Origin of the sequence: Longibaculum muris (assembly GCF_004343035.1) — a bacterium.
Classification (GTDB): Bacteria; Bacillota_I; Bacilli_A; order Erysipelotrichales; family Coprobacillaceae; genus Longibaculum; species Longibaculum muris.
Map to the genome: position 1 here is coordinate 17,254 of NZ_SMCQ01000021.1, position 20,185 is coordinate 37,438.

Below are 20,185 nucleotides of genomic sequence, written 5' to 3' on the forward strand. Positions count from 1 at the left end.
GATGATTTCATATTTACTTAGTCAACGCATCGATTTAACACAATGATTATACCACAACACTATCTAAGTTCAAACATCTTTTTTATTATTCATTTGATTTTGTTAAATGTTTGCTTATTGTAAATTTTATATAATCAGTATATAATATATATGAAAATATTTCATAAATTTCTTCTAAAAAAAAGAAAAATAGATTTTTTCTTTGTATATATATAGTAGAGGGGCTACTTTTACTAGAAAGGAAAAAATTTATGAATAAAGAAAATACATCAATTATATCATTTTGCTCAGATTACTTTTTTCACTATCTTTTACAAAATTGTAATGATGTTCGTACCCTTATTGCCCAACATCTATCTGACTATCCTATTGAGTATACTCATATAGAAAATTCTGAAGAATATCCTATTAATCAGAAATTAAAGAAAATGATATTAGATGTCGTTTTTACTGATCAATTAGGACATTTGTATAATGTAGAAATGCAAAATCAAACAATAACAAGGAATGTTCTCATTCGATTTATTAGTTACGCCGCTAAGCTATTGGAAAGAGAAATAAAAAGAGGAGGAGATTATAATGTAAGTAGTGTTAAATGCTTAGTTATTTATACGGGAACACCTATTAAAAATTTTGAACATTTCACACATCATTTGGAATTTATGGATAGTGATTATTGTATTAAAATTGATGAAGGTCCAATCTGTATTGAAATTATTCAAACACAAAGAATGGAGGAGTTGAATATGGAAGTAGGTTTTAAAAAGCAATTTGAACAATTTATTTATCTCTTTGAAAATGAAGAAAATCACAAAAAAGAACAATTAACTCCTTTAAATAAAAAAGTTGTAAAACTTTATGAAGATTATTTAAACTCTGATCAGTTATTAGCATATTATCAATATGAACGAGATCAAAGAGTCTTTAACACTGCAATACATGATGCAAAAAATGAAGGCATTAATGAAGGAATTAAAAAAGCAAAATTAGAAAATGCAAAGACCCTTATTTCTAATATCTATCATATTGATGATTTTGAATGGTTAGATAATTGTACTCTAGAACAACTCGATAAAGTTATTACAATTGTTACACAAAGTTATACATATCAAGAATTAAAAAAAGAAATTCTAAAATAAAAATTCTCAATATTGAGAATTTTTTAACTATGATAAACTTTTTCATCTAACATATTTTCTTTTTTAGCAACAATAACTGAAGTAGAAGCATCACCAACAACATTCAATGAAGTTAATAACATTTCAATTGGACGGTTGATTGCTAAGATTAATGAATAAGATAACAATGCAGCATCATTTGTATATCCCATTCCTGTTAAAATAGTAAACAAGATAACGGCACCAGCTCCTGGAGCAGCAGGTGTTCCAATAGAAGCAATCAAAGCTAACACAGCTATAACTGCCATAGATGTAAATGTAACATCATATCCAGAACTTGCAGCTACAAATATAGCAGCAATAACTTGCATTATAGCTGTACCATCCATATTAATTGTCATTCCTAATGGTAAAGTAAATGAAGCAATTTGATCACTTACACCTAATTCTTCAACAGTCGTTTGTTTATTTAAAGGAAGTGTAGCAGCACTAGAAGAAGTTGAGAAACCAAATAAAGCAACTTTTGCCATTTTCTTCATGAATGGCTTAGGATTTAATTTAGCCATAATCATTAAATATAAAGGATAAGCAATAAATAGATAAGCAAATAAAGCAATGACAACAGTTATAACATAAGCTAATGCAGGCATTAAATAATCAATTCCATAAGCTGCAAAAGTTCTTGTTAATAAACAAAAGATAGCAATTGGAGCAAATTTATTAATAACAAATGATAAACATACAGAAATAATATCACTTAATTCAATAAATAATTTTTTCACTGTCTTTGTTTTTTCTTTTAATTGATTCATCGCTAAACCAACTGATACAGCTAAGAATACAATAGCCAATACACCACCATTGTTTGTTAAAGCAGAAACAAAGTTATTTGGTACAATTGACATAACAATACTTAAAGGATTTGTTCCAACTGTTCCTTCTTTAATTGCAATATTTGTAGCATCCACAGCATTAAATGCTCCCATATGGTAAACAACAGAACCAATAACTCCAGCAAAAATCAAAGCACAGACAGTTGTAATAAAGAAAGTTAGAATAGTTTTAGAAGAAATTCTTCCTAACTTCTTTGTATCTGTAACAACACAAATAGCTAAAACAATTGAAACAAAAACCATTGGAACAATAATCAATTGTAAAGCATTAACAAATAATTGACCAACAATATAGAAAATACCAATAGCACTTGTTGCTCCTTCAGCAGTAATATCTTGGAAAAAGACATTATTAATTGTTGTCCATAATTCAGTTTGACCACTTGACAACAAATGTTCTCTTAAGGCAATACAACCAAAACCAGTAATTAAACCACAAACAAGCGCAATAACCATCTTAATAGCAAGCTTTTTTCCATTTTGACTTGATTTCATATATAACCTCCTAAAAATTTACCCAAATTGCTAATATTATACTATATTCAACAAATATTTCAAGAAAAAAAGCAGAATATATATCTATTCTGCCACATTTATAGTAATTTCATAATCAATTGATGATTTATTTAAAGATTTAATAAAAGTTTTTATAGTAGATTCTACTTTTTTCTGTGCTTCTTCTAATAATCCTTTTTCTTTTACACTTTTTTCCATCTTATCTTTTTGATCAATTGCAAATTGATTATAATCAGTAATACTAATTTGATTAAATATATTTTTTGTTTCATCAAATACTTCAATACTCTTTTCATCAATTTCATGAGATAAGATTTTAGCTTTAGGTACTGTTACTTTAATCTTCTTTTTACTAACACTAACTTCAACTTGAGTCATATCAACTCCAGCTTTAATCTTACCATCATAAGAAATAATAAAACTTTTTGTTGTAAAAGGAACTTTCCAACCATAAAAAGTTGCTTGATTTTCAAATTTACCCATGTTTGTATAATTATACTCAACAGTTGCTAATTCACTAATATCTTGGATTTGTTGTGATAATAAATCACTTGTCATTTGGGTTGGTTCTTCACCACTTGGCCATAATTTACCTACTAGAAAAAATACAACTGCAATAATAACAATAATTATAATGTTTTTAACAGTTTGATTTAAATAAATCTTTTTCTCTTTTGCCATATTCTCACCTACTTTAGATTAATTGTATGAAAGATTGCTAAATTTGTCAATTTATGTTTTCCCTTATACAAAAAAATATTAATTAATCTTTACATATAGAAAAAGGATTCACTAGGAATCCCTTTCTATTCTTCAGTTGTTTCTTCCTCATCATCATTTGATTTTTCAACAACTTCTACACTTGATACAGTAGAACCTTCTGAAACCTTAATCAAACGAACACCTTGAGTATTTCTACCAGCCATCTTAACTTGTTCCATAGGTAATCTAATCACAATACCTTCACTTGTAATAATGAGAAGATCTTCATCACCATTAACCGCTCTTAAAGCAACAAGTTGTCCTGTTTTAAGAGTTGTATTAATAGTCTTAACACCTTTCCCACCACGATGAGATTCACGATAATCATCAATAGGTGACATCTTACCATAACCATTTTCACTAATCGCCATGATATATTGACCTTCACCATTTGTTGTCATACCTACAACATGACCACCATCTACATTAATACCTTTTACACCTGATGCTGTTCTACCCATTGGTCTTACATCATTTTCCTTAAATCTAATTAATTTACCATTAGATGCAGCAATAAGAATTTCTTCATCATTTGTTGTTAATTTAACAGCAACTAATTGATCTTCATCTTTTAATGTAATAGCAATCTTACCAGATTGTCGAATATTTTTAAATTCTTCTAAAGATGTTTTCTTTACTAAACCATTTAATGTAACAAAGAATAAATATAATTCTTTTTCTTCATCAATATGATTTCTATCAATAGAAATCATTGATTTTACATATTCATCTTTTTCAAGATTTAATAAATTAACAACTGGTAATCCCTTTGCAGTTCTACCAAACTCTGGAACATTATATCCTTTAATACGATAAACCTTACCAAAATTAGTAAAGAACAATAAATCATCATGAGTACTCATATTAATTAAAGAATCAACAATATCATCTTCATTTGTACTCATACCCTTAATACCTCTACCACCTCTATTTTGAGTCTTATAAGTATCAACTGGAGTACGTTTAATATAACCATTTGTTGTAAGTGAGATAATAACATCTTCAACAGGAATTAAATCTTCATCCTCTAAATCAAATGTTCCCTGAATAATTTCAGTTCTACGCTTATCAGCAAATTTCTCTTTGATTTGTAATAATTCAGTTTCAATAATTTCAAGTATTCTTTCTCTATTTGCAAGAATATCCTTTAAATCAGCAATCAATTCTAATAAATCATTTAATTCATTTTCAATCTTTTCTCTTTCCAAACCAGCCAATCTTTGAAGCTGCATTTCACGAATAGCCTTAGCTTGTCTTTCTGACATATCAAATTCTTCCATCAATCTATTTTGAATGATTTCAGTTGTTCTTGATGTACGAATTAAATCAATAATAGCATCAATTTGATCCAAAGCTCTTTTTAAACCATCTAAAATATGTGCACGATCTTCTGCTTTCTTTAAATCAAAAGCTGTTCTTCTTTTAATAACTTCTTCTTGATGATCTAAATAATATGTAATCATTTGTTTTAAATTCAATGTTTGTGGTTCATTATTAACCAAAGCAATTGAATTAACTCCAAAAGTTGTCTGTAAAGCAGTTAATTTAAATAATTGATTTAAAATAACTTCAGGTTGAACATCTTTACGAAGTTCAATAACAATACGAATACCTTCACGGTTAGATTCATCACGAATTTCAGTAATACCTTCAATACGTTTTTCCTTAACATGTTCAGCCATCTTTTCAATCAATCTAGCTTTATTAACCATATAAGGAATTTCAGTAACAACAATAGCCTTTTTACCACTTTGAATATCAATAATATCCGTCTTTGCACGCATGATAATTAAGCCATTACCTGTTTCATAAGCCTTTTTAATAGCTGATTTTCCTAAAATATAAGCACCTGTAGGAAAATCAGGACCTTGAATATAATTTTCCATCAATTCAAGAATCGTAATATCAGGATTATGTGAAACTGCAAGAATAGCATCAACAACTTCTCCTAAATTATGTGGAGGAATATTTGTTGCCATCCCTACGGCAATACCAGTTGTTCCATTAACCAATAAGTTAGGAAATCTTGCTGGTAAAACTTCTGGTTCACTTTCTTCGCCATCATAGTTAGGAACAAAGTTAACCGTATCTTTATTGATATCTCTGACTAATTCCATAGATATCTTAGACATTCTCGCTTCAGTATAACGTTGTGCGGCAGCTCCATCACCATCAATAGAACCAAAGTTTCCATGTCCATCAACAATCATATAACGATATGAGAAATCTTGAGCCATACGAACTAATGCTTCATAAATTGATGAGTCACCATGAGGATGGTATTTCCCCATAACTTCCCCAACAATACGAGCAGATTTCTTATAAGGTTTATCACTATAACATCCTAATTCATTCATCCCATGTACAATTCTTCTTTGTACTGGTTTTAAACCATCTCTAACATCAGGCAATGCTCTTTGAACAATAACTGACATAGCATAGTTAATGAATGATTGTTTCATCTCCGCCGTTAACGGTCTTTTTTTAATTCCACGTTCTTCCATTATCTCTCTCCTTCACTATAAATCAAGTTCTGCTTCTTGAGCATTTTCTTGTATAAATTCACGTCTAGGTTCTACTTTTTCACCCATCAACATATCAAACATTGCATCAGCTTGCATAGCATCATCTAAATCAATTTGCCATAATACACGATTATCAGGATTCATAGTTGTATCCCATAATTGTTCGGCATTCATTTCTCCAAGCCCTTTATAACGTTGAATTGAATACTTTGCAGTAGGTCCTAATTCTTGTTTCATTTTTTCTAATTCATAATCTGAATACAAATAATGATCCTCTTTACCATGTCTTAATAAATAAAGTGGAGGTTGAGCAGCATAAACAAAACCTTCTTCAATTAATGGTTTTAAGAAACGATATAAGAAAGTTAACATTAAGATACGAATATGCCCACCATCAACATCGGCATCGGTCATAATAACAATCTTATGATATCTTAATTTACTAATATCAAATTCATCACCAATTCCTGTACCAAAAGCTGTAATCATAGAACGAATTTCAGCATTTCCTAAAATTCTATCCAATCTTGCTTTTTCAACATTTAAAATTTTACCTCTTAATGGCAAGATAGCTTGTGTTCTTCTATCTCTCCCCATCTTAGCACTACCCCCGGCAGAATCCCCTTCGACTATGAAAACTTCACATTCACTTGGATCCTTTGATGAACAATCGGCTAATTTTCCAGGTAACGCAATACTATCAAGAGCTGTCTTACGACGTGTCATTTCTCTTGCACGTTTAGCAGCCATCCGAGCACGGCTTGCGACTATAGCTTTATTCATAATTGTTGCAGCAGTATCAGGATTTTCTAATAAAAACTTATCTAAAGCTTCAGAAATAATACTACTTGCAATTTTTCTAACTTCAGAGTTTCCTAACTTTGTCTTTGTTTGTCCTTCATATTGAGGATCAGGATGTTTAACCGAAATAATAGCAGTTAACCCTTCACGACAATCATCACCACTTAAAGACTCATCATCTTTTTTCAAGAAATTATTATTCTTAGCATAGTTATTAATAACTCTTGTTAAAGCTAAACGGAAACCTTCTTCATGTGTTCCACCTTCATGTGTATTGATGTTATTACAGAAAGAATAGATATTAGGTTGATATCCATCGTTATATTGCATACCAACTTCAACTTTAATATCATCAACTTCATCTTCTACATAAATAATTTCTTCATGAATTGCTGTTTTATTTCTATTTAAATAAGCAACATATTCCTTAATACCACCTTCATAGTGATATTCATTTTTCTTATGAGGTTCAATACGATGATCTTCTAAAATCAATTTTAAACCTTTATTTAAAAACGCTAATTCTCTAATTCTTTGATTCAATGTTTCATAATCATAAACAGTTGTTTCATTAAAGATAAGTGGATCAGCCTTGAAAGTGACAGTTGTACCAGTATCATCACAATCACCAATGATTTTCAAATCACTAACAGGATTACCACCATTTTCAAAACGTTGATAATAAATATGTCCATCTCTATGAACATGCACTTCTAGCCATTCACTCAAAGCATTAACAACACTGGCACCAACTCCATGAAGCCCACCAGAGACCTTATAGCCTCCACCGCCAAATTTACCACCAGCATGTAAAACAGTTAAAATTGTTTCAACTGTACTCTTTCCTGTCTTTGCATGTTTACCAGTTGGCATACCACGCCCATTATCAACAACCTTGACAATATCATCTTTTTCAAGAATAACTCTAATTTCATTACAGAAACCTGCTAAAGCTTCATCAATAGAGTTGTCTACAATTTCCCAAACAAGATGATGTAATCCTCTAGAAGAAGTTGTTCCAATATACATACCAGGTCTTTTTCTAACAGCTTCCAATCCCTCTAGTACCTGAATATCGGACTCATCATAACTGTGTTCTACTTTATTTTCTTCCATTTTCTTCTCCTTTCAACTGACCATTTTCAATTTCTATCTTCTTAGCCATATCTATAACTTGATGATGAATACCACCTACTGATGTAGAGGTTAAAAACGTCTGTACTTTACCTTGAATTAAATTCAATAACTTTGTTTTTCTAACATCATCCAATTCACTTAAAACATCATCCAACAATAAAATAGGATACTCCCCAATTTCCTTTTTAATCAATTCTAATAAACCTATCTTCATTGCCAAAACTATCGATCTTTGTTGCCCCTGTGATGCATAAATAGATGCATCCATTTCATCCAAATACATCAACAAATCATCTTTATGAATCCCATGATTTGTCTGACCTAACAAAATATCCTTTTTATAACTCTTTTGATATTTATCTAAAATACATTCATATGTTAATTCTTGATAATGACTCTTATATTTCAAAGATAACTTCTCTTGATGTAAAGCTATATAATCATACATCTTCGTTGAAATCTCATTCAATAAATCAACAAACTCAATTCTTTTCTTTAATAAATCAACCTGTAATAAAGCCATCTGTTCAGATAAAACTTCTAAATAAGTATCAGCATCCTTATGACTATCATGTAACATCTTTAAATACTTATTTCTTTCTTTTAAAAGCTTATTATATTTATTAAGATTATACATATATACAGGCGAAATCTTAGAAATTTCCATATCTATGAGTTTTCTTCTCAATCGAGGACTTCCTTTAATTAACATCAAATCTTCAGGAATAAACAAAACAACATTTAAATACCCAACATAATCACTCGTTTTTTTAATTTCATTATGATTAATAAAAGCTTTCTTTCCTAACTTTGACAAAACAATTTCAAGACTCATCTGCTTCTCATGAGTCATAATATCACCATGAATCTTAGCAAAATCTTCATCAAAATAAATCAATTCATCAACAATCTTTGTCTTAAAACTCTTAGACATCGATAATATATAAATAGCTTCTAATAAGTTGGTTTTACCTTGTGCATTCTTACCAATAAAAATATTAATAAAAGGATCAAATTCTACAGAACAATCCTGATAATTTCTAAAATTCTTTAATTCAATAGAATTAATCTTCATACTTTATAACATAATCAATACCTTCAAAAGAGACAACATCACCCTCACGTAACTTCTTACCCCTTCTGGTATCAACTTCACCATTAACAAGAACAAGTCCATCTAAAATAACCATTTTAGCTACTGCTCCTGAATCTACAGCATTCACATATTTTAAAAATTTTCCTAGTGTAATATATTCTGTATTAATTCCAATTTCTTTCATAAAAACACGTCACCCGATTCTTTCCAATACTGTTCCTATTATAGCATAAAAACATCAAAAATGGTAGGTTTTATGGCTTATATTCAATATTTATTAAAAAAGACATAAATCACATTTTTATCTAAAAGTCTCTTAAAACGAAAATGAGGACGAAAAAAAGAAAAGTAGGTCATTTTCGACCTACATATCCTCTTTCAATGTTTCAATAATATTTTGTTTTCTAAATTTCATTAATCCAACTCTAAATGTTATAAACATTACAATCATAATCACAACAAAAGCAATCACATAAGCCATAAATGACGGAACAAAAACTGTATCACTTGACATTTGTTTATAAAATATCCATTCAATTCCTATACAAATAGGAATGCCATAAAGCAATGTTTTCAATCCATAAATAAAACTTTCATAAAATAACATCTTACTAATATCTTTAGGACTCATTCCAACACTAAGCAACATACCAAGTTCTCTTTTTCTTTTATCAATACTGGCACTCATCATATTAATAATATTTAACATTGCAAATACAATCATAATACATACAAATCCATATACAAAAATCTGAATAATAATGAATATCTGTCTATTTTCCGATACAGATTGAGCGTAATCATATGCACTATAATTTAAGTTTTCTAATTCTTTTGTTAATTCTTGATGTTGGGTTGAAAAGATATGACATTCCATTGGAATTGAAGTATATTTCAAATCAATTTGTTGAATATAATCCATTGGAACAATAAAGAAAATTTCCATTTCTTCATTTATATTTAAATATTTTAAAAAATCATTTTTCTTTATAAATTCCAAAGATTCAAAATTTTTCAATTTCACTTTATGATTTATTCTTTCTTCACCATTTTCATCATATTCTATATCACCAATATAAATTTCTTTCATCAATTGATTATCAATTTTATGAAAACGCTGAGAATATTCTTTTCCTTCTTCATTGATATAGGTTCCATTATAAACCAAGACTTGATTTTGATTGTATTTTAAATCATTTTCTTCAAAGAGTTCTTTTCGTTTATTTTCACTTAATCCAACAAGCGTTATTTGAAAATCTTGACTTGATGATACTGGTATATCTAAATAACTTGGATCAATATTTACATAAGCTGTTAAATTTGACATAAAATAATAATTATCGACTTTATCATTTTGTTTAAGAAATTGATTTAAGTTATTATAGTAATCTTTTTTATAAGCAAAATTAGATTCAATATCATAATGAACAAACTCATTATTTCTATTCATTTCAGTTAACATATTTTTTCCAAAACTATACATTCCTATAAAAGCAGTCATAGAAATGATTAATGATAAAACAATCACACGTGAACGTCTTCCTTGGCGTTTATAATTCTTAATGGCCATTTGACCATAAATATTAAAGAACCGATGAGATAAGAACCCTGTTTTTAATTTATGAAATTTGACTTTGATTTCATCATTTTTCTTTAAAGCATCAATGACTGATATTTTAGAAATTTTTCTAGCTGGTAAATATAAAGAAATAAAAATTGTGAGTAATGAAATAATAAAGACAATCAAAAGATATGATAATGATATTTGTGGATGAATTTGAATATTTAAAGATTTTATCATTTCTAAATGATTGATAAAGAAAAATGTAATACCTAATCCAACAAAACTCACGATAAGACCTAATGGTATTGCAATTAACGATAAAACAAAACCCTCAAAATAAACAGAACGCTTCTTTTGTTTAGGAGTTGCTCCAACACTTGATAACATACCCAAATACTGTATCCGATCGTTGATTGATAAATTAAATGCTTGATAGATAATAAAAATAGATATAAAAACTATAATAATAACAATGACTGCAATAAGATTATAAAATATTAAGAAAAGTGAATGAGAATTATCTTCAAAGATATTTTGAACAGCAAGATAAGAAGAATTAAACATTCCTGATTGCTCACCCAACTTTGTTTCTAATGCTTTTTTATGTTCAAAAATATTTTTTGATACATCTTTATCTCTTATATAAACTGTATAATATTGACGACAATCAATATATGATAATGCACTAAAAGAGCTTTTATAATAATTTTTACTACTATATTCCTTAATAATTCCAACTATTTTAAAAGTCTCTGTTGTTTGATCAGATTCATTATAAAAAGAAATTGTATCTCCAATTGTTTTTTGAAGCTGATTAGCCTTTAAATAACGACTTGATATAGCAACTTCTTTCGTATTTTGAGGTAAACGTCCTTTTTCTAATATACTCTTATAATTTTCTTTTTCAAAATATAAAGAATCTCCTTTTTTCATATTAAAAAAAGTGTTGCTTTCAAGTTGATTATCTCCATAATAAGGCATTGTACTTGAAAAATAATATTCTTCAATCTTGGAATCTTTTGCTAAAGTATCTAAAAATTCTTGATTATCAGTAACAAAGTGATAATGATAATCTCCTACAGTTCTTTCAATATAATCTTTATAAAATTGCTGACCTGAATAAAAAGCAATACCGACACAACTCACCATAATCACTGAAACCATGATACAAAGAATTGTTAAGATAGACCTTTTTTTATTTTGTTTTAAATATCTTAAAGTTAATTGATTGATGATTTTCATTTTTTTAAAACCTCATCTTTTTTGATTTGGCCATCTTCTATCACAATCACACGATCAGCTTGCATAGCAATTCTTTCATCATGAGTAATCATAATAAGTGTTTGTTTGTATTTTTGTTGGGTTATTTTTAATAAATCAATGATTTCTTTACTATTTTTAGAATCAAGATTACCTGTAGGTTCATCAGCTAAAACAAGTGATGGCGCATTCATTAAAGCCCGACCAATAGAAACACGTTGTTGTTGACCTCCTGATAACTCTTTAGGTAAATGATTTTTTCTATTTGTTAAATCTAAAATTTTTAGTAATTCTTCTAATCTTACTGAGTTTACTTTTTGATTATCTAACAAGACTGGTAGAGTCATATTTTCTTCAACTGTTAAGACTGGTATTAAATTATAAAACTGATAAATTAAACCCACTTCTCTTCTTCTAAAAATCGCAAGCTGTTCTTCATTTTGTTGATAAACATTGATTCCATTAACAATCACCTCACCACTGGTTGGTTTATCAACACCACCTATTAAATGTAATAAAGTACTTTTTCCTGAACCAGATGAACCAACAATCGCAATAAATTCTCCTTTTTCTACAGAAAAAGAAACATGATCTAAAGCTTTGACTTCATTTTCACCAGTTCCATAAATTTTGGTTAAATTTTTAACTTCTAGTATTTTCATTTTCTTTCCCCCTTTACCTCTATTATACCCATAACACATGACATCCTCATGACTATGAAGTGACAATATTGTCACTAAGAAAAAAAGTTTAGATCACTTCATGATAGAAATGAATCGTAAACTTAACTCCTGGATATGTATTTTCAACACTGATTGTGCCATTTTGTTTTTCAATAATCATTTGGCTTAATGCTAAACCAATGCCTACACTCTTTTCACTTGCATTATGTCCTTTATAAAATCTTTCAAATAAATGAGGTAAATCGTTTTGATCAACTCCAGATCCATTATCTTTGATAATAATTTCATCATATAAAGGATTATGATCAATACTTATTTCAATAATTCCTTCTTCTTGAATATGTTCAATACTATTTTTAAGAATATTGGATAAAGCTTCTATTGTCCAATGAAAATCAATATTGTAAAGATAATCATTTTGATAATTCTTATTTATTTTCAAATTCTTTAATTCTAAAGCAATCTCAAATGGTTTAATTAATTCTTGAAGTAAATGATCATTACTAATAGTTTCTTTTTGAAAAGTAATTGTACCAGCATCTAGTTGTGCCATTTTTAATAAAGTGGTTACCAACCATTCTATTTTTTGAAGTAAAAGTTGTTGTTGTTTTAATAATGTTCTTTTTTCTTCTTGAGAAGCAGTTTTTAATCTTTCTTGAATTAAATTTAAAGATGTTAGTGGTGTTTTTATTTGATGAGAGATATCTTCTAATGATTGTTTTAATAAGATTTTATCTTGATTTAAAAGCTGATTTTGTTCATAAAGACGATTCACCAATTTCACAATTTCACTTTCTAAAATAGATAATTCACCTTCTTGAAATTGTTGAACATATAAATCAGATTGTTGAAATAAAACTTGATTCACTTGTCTTGATATTTTTTTAATTTTATTATGATCTCTATAAATTTTTAAAATCAAAATACCAATAACAATAAGCAAAATACCATATAACATATTAGTCTCCTAATTTATATCCTAAACCTCTTAATGTTTTAATATAACAAGGATTTTTAGGATCATCCTCTATTTTTTGACGTAATCTTTTCATATATACTGATAATGTATTGTCTGTTACATCTTCCCCTGTGATATTCCATATTTCATCTAATAAAAAGTCTCTAGAAAGTAATTGATGAGGATGAGAAATAAATATTAACAATAATTTATATTCTAAAGCCGATAAGATAATTTCTTGATTATTCTTTAGAACCTGTCCAGTTAACGTATTTAATTTGATATCTTGATACTTAAAAACTATATTCTGTCTTTGATAACGTTTTAAAACATTAGAAATACGTGATAATAATTCTCTTGGCCGAAATGGTTTTGAAATATAATCATCAGCCCCTAAATTTAATCCAGTAACAACACTGTATTCGTCATTACTTGCAGTTAAAAATATAATTGGAATATCTTGATAAGATTTAATTTGATGATATAAAGAAAAACCATGCCCCTCTTTTAAAGATAAATCTAATAAGATAAGATCAAAATATTGATTTTCTATCATATCCATTGCTTTAGTTTGACCATCAGTATGATACACAAAAAAACCTTCATTCTCTAAAAAAGAAATTAAATGTTTCACAATATCAATATCATCTTCTACTAATAAAATTTTTTTCATTCAATCACCATTATTATTATACATGAAATAAAAAAAGAAAGATACTGACTATTCATCAATATCTTCATTTTCTGTATAAATGAAAAATCTATTTTTTCCACTATTCTTACATACATATAAAGCTTTATCACACATTTCAAAAAGTTCCTGATGAAACTTTTCTTTTTTTACAAATGTCATACCTATAGAAGCAGATATCTCACAATATTTATCAAACTTAATTCCATTAATTTCCCTCAATATTTTTCTAACCTTATTTTCTATTTGAGCATTCGATTCTTGGTCATATAAGAAAATAACAAACTCATCACCACCAAAACGCCCAACATAGCCACTTTCATAACAATTATTTTCCAATATATCTGCAACTCTTTGAATTACTTCATCCCCATAAGAATGACCTAATGTATCATTAATACTCTTGAAATCATCCAAATCAACAATCATATAAGCATCATAACGAGCAACAGAAAATTCTTCCTTCAAATAATCATCAACCAATTGATTAAATGTCTGACGATTATATAACCCTGTTAACCCATCTCTTTGAGCCTTAAACTCATTTTCTAATTGTCTTAATTTCTCTGAATGAATATTATTTGCATAAGCAATCATCAATAACTCATTATTACTACTTTGTCTTTCAAATTGAATCCTAAAACGAATCCACATATAATCATTTGTCTGTTCATTAAAAATACGAAATTCAATCCGATCATGTCCATCATGATGATGATATAAATTTTGAACTCTTTTATAATTAAAGAACATTCTCACTTTATCACGATCTTTTTTATATGTATTTTTTAAAAGCTTATTAATAAATTCATCATTATATTCCACATCAATAGCATTATAATAAATACCACCCGTTTGATAAATAACCACTTTACGTGTTTTTAAATTCACAGCAAACATCGCAAAAGCCTGTGAATAAATAGAATTTTTAAACATATGATCTTGTACAAGAACATTATACTCTTTCATTTCCCTACTACTATTTCTTAAAGTTCCAATTAATTTCTCATTATCTTCATTATATATTATAGAAACATGAAACCAAGTCTCATCATCTTTACTAATATAAGGGAACTTTGCATCAAAGATAACTTTTTGATGAGTCTCAATAATTTTATGAAAAGAATCTTTTAAAAGTTGTTCATGTTCTTTTGAAACAAAATTATAATTATGTAAATTACTAAGAAAACTATTTAATAATAATTTAGGATAATCATTCCAAGCATCTAAAGTTAAACTATCATTTTTGATATTATATTCAAATATACGATCACTATTTTGCTTTAAAAGTAACGCAATCTTTTTATTACTTGTCTTTAATTCTTTATTAATTGTTTCATAACGAGAATTAATCTTTTGAAAATATCTTACAATAAAAAATAACATAATCAAAAAGAATATAGATATTTTAATAATTAATAAAGAAGTTGCTTGATTAATATAATTATTTTGTTGATCAATAACTTTATTTGAGATAACTGTAAAGATATACCAATTATTAATCTTTACTGGAGTCATATATACATATCTTTTATTCTTTTGATAAGAAAAAGAAAAATAACCAGATTTTTCTTTATCAATCATTTCTAATATTCCATGATAACTTCCTTGATCAAAATGAACTTCTTTTTCTAAAAACTCAAAATAATTATCTCCATTATATAAAGTATGTGTATTTTTAATCTTAGAAATAATTTGTCCATCACCAGTAACCGCAAAAACATATGATTGATTATCAAAAACATCCTGATAAATATAATTATTATTTTCACTATTCAAATCTAAAATCCCAACAACTCCACCTACCACCTTATTCTTTTTATAAACTGGTGCGTAAATAGCAATCACTTCATCATGATTATAATCAGAAATAAAAGAATTCGTAATCCCTGCTTCGCCTTTAAAGATTTTATCAATATAATCATTCTTTGAACGGTATGTCATTTTATGATAATAATTTTGTAATAAATGATTTTCATCAACATACCACACTCTAGCAAATAAATTCTTGTTATGGCAAAAATTCTCTAAAATATTTCCAATATCTTTTTGTGATTCAAAACTTGTACTAATCAATTCACTCGTATTCACAATAGAAACCTTTAAACTTTGAAATATTTCACTATAAGTATTTGCAGTTTGTTTACCAACATCTGATAAATGTTCCCGAGTATTTCTAGTATTTAATTTGTTGATAATTGATAAAAAATCATAGAATGAAAAAATCAACATAAAAATAGAACCAATAATAATCAATGTTTTTAATAACTTCTTCATTAAATTAAACCTCTCTTAAAAAAATAAACAGGTTTGCACCTGTTTCATTGATGCAACTGGCTGCCATTTCAGGCCCTATAGCTTTGCGTCACTACCTTTCGATAGTTTTGCCTATATATTCTATCTCAATTATATCACAGCAAATATCTTATTCAAGCGGATGACTATTGGTAAATAAAAAAAGTCTCCTTTTTTAAAAGAGACTCCTTTATTAATATGTTCTTACTGGTAAAACCAATTGAATAATATCTTCTTTTTCAAAGTCTTTGATAATAAATGGTTTCATTTCACCAGTGAATAATACTCTTACTTTATCACCATTAATACTTTTAATAGCGTCATTTAAATATTTTGCACTAAATGAAATATTTAAAGGTTGACCTTTATAGAAAGCTCTTGATAAGTTTTCTTCTACTGAACCGATTTCTTGAGAATAAGAAGATAACATGACTTGATCTTCATTCATTGATAATTTAATAATATTTGTTTGTTCATTTGATAATAAAGATGCTCTATCAATAGAATTTAATAAACTTGTACTATCTATTGTCATAGAATAATCAAAATCATTAGGAATTAAACGACTTGTATCAGGATAAGAACCATCAATTAATCTTGTTTGAATTAATACAGAATCAAAGATAAATAAAACTTTACGATCAGATACATATAAATCAATCAATTCATCTTTTTCAATAATACGACTAATCTCAATTAAGCTTTTCTTAGGAATAATAATATTAAAAGATACATCAGAATCAATATTTAAAATACGTTTAGCTAAACGATAACTATCAGTTGCAATACATTCTAAGACATGATCTTTAGCTTTAAAGTTAACCCCAGTTAAAACTGGTCTTGTTTCTTTTTCACTTGTTGCAAATGATGTTTGTTCAATAGCTTCTTTTAAATCAGTAGCTTTCATCTGTAAATTAACCCCAGATTTATTTAAATCAATTCTAGGATAATCAATATAAGATGTACCATTTAAATCAAAACGAGAACTTGCTCCTTCAATTCTTGTTAATGTTCCATCAACAATATAAATATGAACATCTTCAGAATCAATCTTTTTAATAATTTCTAATATATAACGAGAAGATAAAACAACAGAACCTTTTTCAATAATTTCAATATTCTCATGAATACTTGTTTGAATAGTAATATCACTATCACTACCAGTTAAAATTAATTCATCTTCTTTTAAATCAAATTTAATTCCTGTTAAAACAGGTAAAGGACTTTTCATAGAAACAGCTCTAGATACTTTAGCTAAAGCATTTAGTAATTCTAATCTTTTTATTTTAAAATTCATCTTTTTTCTCCTTTATATTTATTATTATTTAAATAATATCATAATAATAATACTGTGCACAATATGAATAACTCATAAATATTGTGTATTTATCAATATTTTTTTAAAAATAACATGTGAACAAATTGTGGATAGATGTGCACAAGTTTTATACAAGTTTCTTTTTAATATCATCAATAGCTTGACGATAGTTCATATCTTTTTCTAGCTTTTTTTGAACTTTACTACATGCTTTCATGACAGTAGAATGATCTCTCCCACCAAATTCATGACCAATTTGAATAAAAGAAATATCATCAATTAAATCTCTTACTAAATACATTGCAATATGTCTAGCAACAATAATACTAGATGTACGCGATTTCGAGTTAATCTGCGTAACAGTTAGGTTATAATAGTCAGCAACACATTTTTTTATATTTGATACAGTTAATTCTTTCTTTTGAGCAGGTTGGGTGTAAGTATCACTAAATGCTTCTAAAGCAAAATTTAAGTCGATACAATCAAGCTTTTTCCCACAAATAAGCTTATAAAACAACAAACGTTTCAAGCTTCCTTCCAGTTCTCTAACATCAGTATTGAAATGTGTTGCAATAAAATCAAAGACATCTTCAGAAATTGGATAATCAACATTTTCAACTTCAATTTTCTTTCTTAAGATAGCTTTAGATGTCTCAAACTCTGGGGTATCAATACTTACAGTTAAACCAGATGAGAAACGACTTACTAAACGACTTTCCATTCCTCGTAAATCACGAGGTGGTTTATCTGATGTAATGACAATTTGTTTTTTATTACTAATAAGACTGTTAAAAATATTAAAGAATATTTCACTAGATGATTCTTTTGTAGCCATAAATTGAATATCATCTATTAATAGGATATCAATATGGCGATATTTATAGTTAAATTCATCAATAGTATGATTAGATAAGGATTGAATATATTCATTAACAAAGTTTTCACTTGTTGTGAATAAAACTTTAGTCGCTGGATCACGGTGTTTTGCATAATTTCCTATAGCGTTCAATAAATGGGTTTTTCCTAGTCCAGAATTACTGTGAATAAATAATGGACTATAAGAAATACCAGGTTTCATTGCGACGGCTAAAGAGGCATTTTGGGCAATCCGGTTACTATTACCAACAACAAAGTTTTCAAATGTTAAATCAGGATTCAAATTATCTTCAAAGTTTAATAAACTATTCTTTTGTAAAACAGACTTATTATAATCTCCCTCTGTGACTAGGGATAAATGGTAATGACCACTTGTTAAAGTGTTATAAATTTCTTCTAAACGATCTATATAAGGCAAAACAACATCTAAACTCCATTGAGTATCAATTGTTACAGTGACATCACTTGCCACAATATCTCTAATTTGTAGAGTTGTGAAGAAAGAATCAAAAGTAATCTTATCAATTCCAAATTCATCTAATCTATTTTTAAAGAGATTTAATGTTTTTTGCCAGTCTATATCAAGATTATTCACATATTCACCTTCTCTCACATCATATTATAGAGGAAATTGTGCATAAAATGAAGCAGAAAAAACCCATTCACAGGTTGTGCACATAGTTACGCACATTAAAAAGTGTTGATTAATGGAGCTTTTTTTGATTATACACAAATTTCATAGATGGGGAATTGTGCATAAAAAGTTATGCTATGTGAATAAATGTGAATTTATTTTTATGCATAACTAGATTCACAACATATGCATGTTATTATGCACATAAAAAATGTAGATATATCATAGATTTTGGGTGGTTTTGCACAGTTGTGCATAAAGACTTTCACAACGTTGCTAAGTTGTGCAAAAAATATGGAAGATAAAGAAGTTATGTGTAAAGAAATGTAAAATAATAAAAAATAAGCACAATAATAGTGAATATCTTTTTATATCTTGCCACTAGCAAATAATAGCTAGAAAAATGCTTGTTTTATGAACAAAATCAAGGGGTTAGTATAAAGAATTTTAGATATTTTCATTGACTTATATGGGCAAAAACCATATAATAATGGAGCATATGTTACTGTGTATAAAAAAATATAGAAATTTTGGAGGTGTAATCAATGAAAAGAACATATCAACCAAATAAGAGAAAAAGATCAAAAACTCATGGTTTTAGAGCTAGAATGGCAACAGTAGGCGGAAGAAAAGTACTTGCTCGTCGCCGTAAAAGAGGAAGAAAAGTTTTATCTGCCTAACAAAAAAATTCCACTTTAATGTGGTTTTTTTTCTAAAAAAATATGAAAAAATTATATCGAATTAAGAAAAATGAAGATTTTCAAACCATTATTCATAAGAAAAAATCAGTAGCAAATCATAAATTTGTCATTTATTATTTGCCTAATGATGAACATATGAGAGTGGGAATCTCCGTTAGTAAAAAGTTAGGTCATGCTGTTGTTAGAAATAAAACGAAAAGACAAGTCAGAATGATGATTCAAGAGGTTTTTGATAAAGATCAAAAAATGGATTTTATTGTGATAGTGAGACAAAAATTCTTAAAGAGTTCATATCAAGAAAATCTAAAAGATTTAAAGTATCTCTATGACAAAATAAATAAAAGGATGGAAAAGTAA

The 20,185-nt window shown here is 27.7% G+C and carries 16 protein-coding genes, 1 riboswitch and 1 other annotated feature (1 of these 18 cut by a window edge); of the genes, 3 read left to right on the top strand and 13 right to left on the bottom strand.

What is annotated here, in order from left to right; translation table 11 throughout:
• Positions 1-39, bottom strand: a binding site (T-box leader); it reaches 152 nt to the left of the window's first position.
• Between the two features lie 212 nt (positions 40-251).
• A complete protein-coding gene (locus EDD60_RS12240; RefSeq protein ID WP_066447129.1) occupies positions 252-1,139 on the top strand; it encodes a PD-(D/E)XK nuclease family transposase in 888 nt (295 codons plus the stop codon).
• Positions 1,140-1,162: 23 nt separating this feature from the next.
• Here EDD60_RS12240 and EDD60_RS12245 read toward each other — a convergent pair whose 3' ends face one another.
• The 13 genes from EDD60_RS12245 to dnaA all read right to left on the bottom strand — a co-directional run bounded on the left by EDD60_RS12245 (position 1,163) and on the right by dnaA (position 19,088).
• The gene (locus tag EDD60_RS12245; RefSeq protein WP_066447131.1) at positions 1,163-2,506 is read right to left on the bottom strand and encodes a dicarboxylate/amino acid:cation symporter; all 1,344 of its coding nucleotides are present in this window, start codon (positions 2,504-2,506) and stop codon (positions 1,163-1,165) included.
• An 84-nt stretch (positions 2,507-2,590) separates the two neighbouring features.
• The gene (locus EDD60_RS12250) at positions 2,591-3,208 is read right to left on the bottom strand and encodes a DUF4230 domain-containing protein (RefSeq protein ID WP_066447150.1); all 618 of its coding nucleotides are present in this window, start codon (positions 3,206-3,208) and stop codon (positions 2,591-2,593) included.
• A 125-nt stretch (positions 3,209-3,333) separates the two neighbouring features.
• Positions 3,334-5,793 carry a DNA gyrase subunit A gene (gene gyrA / locus EDD60_RS12255; RefSeq protein WP_066447153.1) on the bottom strand — a complete coding sequence of 820 codons (2,460 nt, stop codon included), beginning with the start codon at positions 5,791-5,793 and terminating at the stop codon, positions 3,334-3,336.
• A gap of 15 nt (positions 5,794-5,808) precedes the next feature.
• Complete coding sequence (gyrB, locus tag EDD60_RS12260) at positions 5,809-7,731, bottom strand: DNA topoisomerase (ATP-hydrolyzing) subunit B (RefSeq protein ID WP_066447155.1); 1,923 nt, start codon at positions 7,729-7,731, stop codon at positions 5,809-5,811.
• Positions 7,718-8,827 (bottom strand): DNA replication/repair protein RecF, encoded by a 1,110-nt coding sequence (recF, locus tag EDD60_RS12265; RefSeq protein WP_066447157.1) that lies wholly within the window; start codon positions 8,825-8,827, stop codon positions 7,718-7,720. The genes gyrB and recF overlap by 14 nt, the downstream gene beginning before the upstream one ends.
• A complete protein-coding gene (locus tag EDD60_RS12270; RefSeq protein ID WP_066447161.1) occupies positions 8,817-9,032 on the bottom strand; it encodes an RNA-binding S4 domain-containing protein in 216 nt (71 codons plus the stop codon). The genes recF and EDD60_RS12270 overlap by 11 nt, the downstream gene beginning before the upstream one ends.
• 180 nt (positions 9,033-9,212) lie before the next feature.
• On the bottom strand, positions 9,213-11,654 hold the full coding sequence (locus EDD60_RS12275) for an FtsX-like permease family protein (protein WP_066447162.1): 2,442 nt from the start codon (positions 11,652-11,654) through the stop codon (positions 9,213-9,215).
• Positions 11,651-12,334, bottom strand: coding sequence for an ABC transporter ATP-binding protein (locus tag EDD60_RS12280; protein ID WP_066447237.1), 684 nt, complete (start codon positions 12,332-12,334; stop codon positions 11,651-11,653). The genes EDD60_RS12275 and EDD60_RS12280 overlap by 4 nt, the downstream gene beginning before the upstream one ends.
• 88 nt (positions 12,335-12,422) lie before the next feature.
• Positions 12,423-13,313: a sensor histidine kinase gene (locus tag EDD60_RS12285; protein WP_066447166.1), complete on the bottom strand. Its 891-nt coding sequence runs from the start codon at positions 13,311-13,313 to the stop codon at positions 12,423-12,425.
• 1 nt (position 13,314) lies between these two features.
• The gene (locus EDD60_RS12290) at positions 13,315-13,986 is read right to left on the bottom strand and encodes a response regulator transcription factor (RefSeq protein ID WP_066447168.1); all 672 of its coding nucleotides are present in this window, start codon (positions 13,984-13,986) and stop codon (positions 13,315-13,317) included.
• A 48-nt stretch (positions 13,987-14,034) separates the two neighbouring features.
• Complete coding sequence (locus EDD60_RS12295; RefSeq protein ID WP_132226466.1) at positions 14,035-16,281, bottom strand: sensor domain-containing diguanylate cyclase; 2,247 nt, start codon at positions 16,279-16,281, stop codon at positions 14,035-14,037.
• A 48-nt stretch (positions 16,282-16,329) separates the two neighbouring features.
• Positions 16,330-16,403: riboswitch (cyclic di-GMP riboswitch) on the bottom strand.
• A gap of 89 nt (positions 16,404-16,492) precedes the next feature.
• A complete protein-coding gene (gene dnaN, locus EDD60_RS12300; RefSeq protein WP_066447175.1) occupies positions 16,493-17,596 on the bottom strand; it encodes a DNA polymerase III subunit beta in 1,104 nt (367 codons plus the stop codon).
• Positions 17,597-17,744: 148 nt separating this feature from the next.
• Positions 17,745-19,088: a chromosomal replication initiator protein DnaA gene (gene dnaA / locus EDD60_RS12305; protein WP_066447178.1), complete on the bottom strand. Its 1,344-nt coding sequence runs from the start codon at positions 19,086-19,088 to the stop codon at positions 17,745-17,747.
• A gap of 584 nt (positions 19,089-19,672) precedes the next feature.
• Here dnaA and rpmH point away from each other — a divergent pair.
• Entirely contained in the window at positions 19,673-19,807 is a 135-nt protein-coding gene (gene rpmH / locus EDD60_RS12310) for a 50S ribosomal protein L34 (protein ID WP_003535525.1), read from the top strand.
• Positions 19,808-19,849: 42 nt separating this feature from the next.
• Positions 19,850-20,185 (top strand): ribonuclease P protein component, encoded by a 336-nt coding sequence (gene rnpA / locus EDD60_RS12315; RefSeq protein ID WP_066447180.1) that lies wholly within the window; start codon positions 19,850-19,852, stop codon positions 20,183-20,185.

Coding starts and splice junctions, on each gene's coding strand:
- EDD60_RS12290 (WP_066447168.1), bottom strand. CDS start 13,986: ATGAAAAAAATTTTATTAGTAGAAGATGATATTGATATTGTGAAACAT.
- EDD60_RS12245 (WP_066447131.1), bottom strand. CDS start 2,506: ATGAAATCAAGTCAAAATGGAAAAAAGCTTGCTATTAAGATGGTTATT.
- gyrB (WP_066447155.1), bottom strand. CDS start 7,731: ATGGAAGAAAATAAAGTAGAACACAGTTATGATGAGTCCGATATTCAG.
- gyrA (WP_066447153.1), bottom strand. CDS start 5,793: ATGGAAGAACGTGGAATTAAAAAAAGACCGTTAACGGCGGAGATGAAA.
- EDD60_RS12285 (WP_066447166.1), bottom strand. CDS start 13,313: ATGTTATATGGTATTTTGCTTATTGTTATTGGTATTTTGATTTTAAAA.
- rpmH (WP_003535525.1), top strand. CDS start 19,673: ATGAAAAGAACATATCAACCAAATAAGAGAAAAAGATCAAAAACTCAT.
- recF (WP_066447157.1), bottom strand. CDS start 8,827: ATGAAGATTAATTCTATTGAATTAAAGAATTTTAGAAATTATCAGGAT.
- EDD60_RS12280 (WP_066447237.1), bottom strand. CDS start 12,334: ATGAAAATACTAGAAGTTAAAAATTTAACCAAAATTTATGGAACTGGT.
- dnaN (WP_066447175.1), bottom strand. CDS start 17,596: ATGAATTTTAAAATAAAAAGATTAGAATTACTAAATGCTTTAGCTAAA.
- EDD60_RS12270 (WP_066447161.1), bottom strand. CDS start 9,032: ATGAAAGAAATTGGAATTAATACAGAATATATTACACTAGGAAAATTT.
- EDD60_RS12250 (WP_066447150.1), bottom strand. CDS start 3,208: ATGGCAAAAGAGAAAAAGATTTATTTAAATCAAACTGTTAAAAACATT.
- rnpA (WP_066447180.1), top strand. CDS start 19,850: ATGAAAAAATTATATCGAATTAAGAAAAATGAAGATTTTCAAACCATT.
- EDD60_RS12295 (WP_132226466.1), bottom strand. CDS start 16,281: ATGAAGAAGTTATTAAAAACATTGATTATTATTGGTTCTATTTTTATG.
- EDD60_RS12240 (WP_066447129.1), top strand. CDS start 252: ATGAATAAAGAAAATACATCAATTATATCATTTTGCTCAGATTACTTT.
- EDD60_RS12275 (WP_066447162.1), bottom strand. CDS start 11,654: ATGAAAATCATCAATCAATTAACTTTAAGATATTTAAAACAAAATAAA.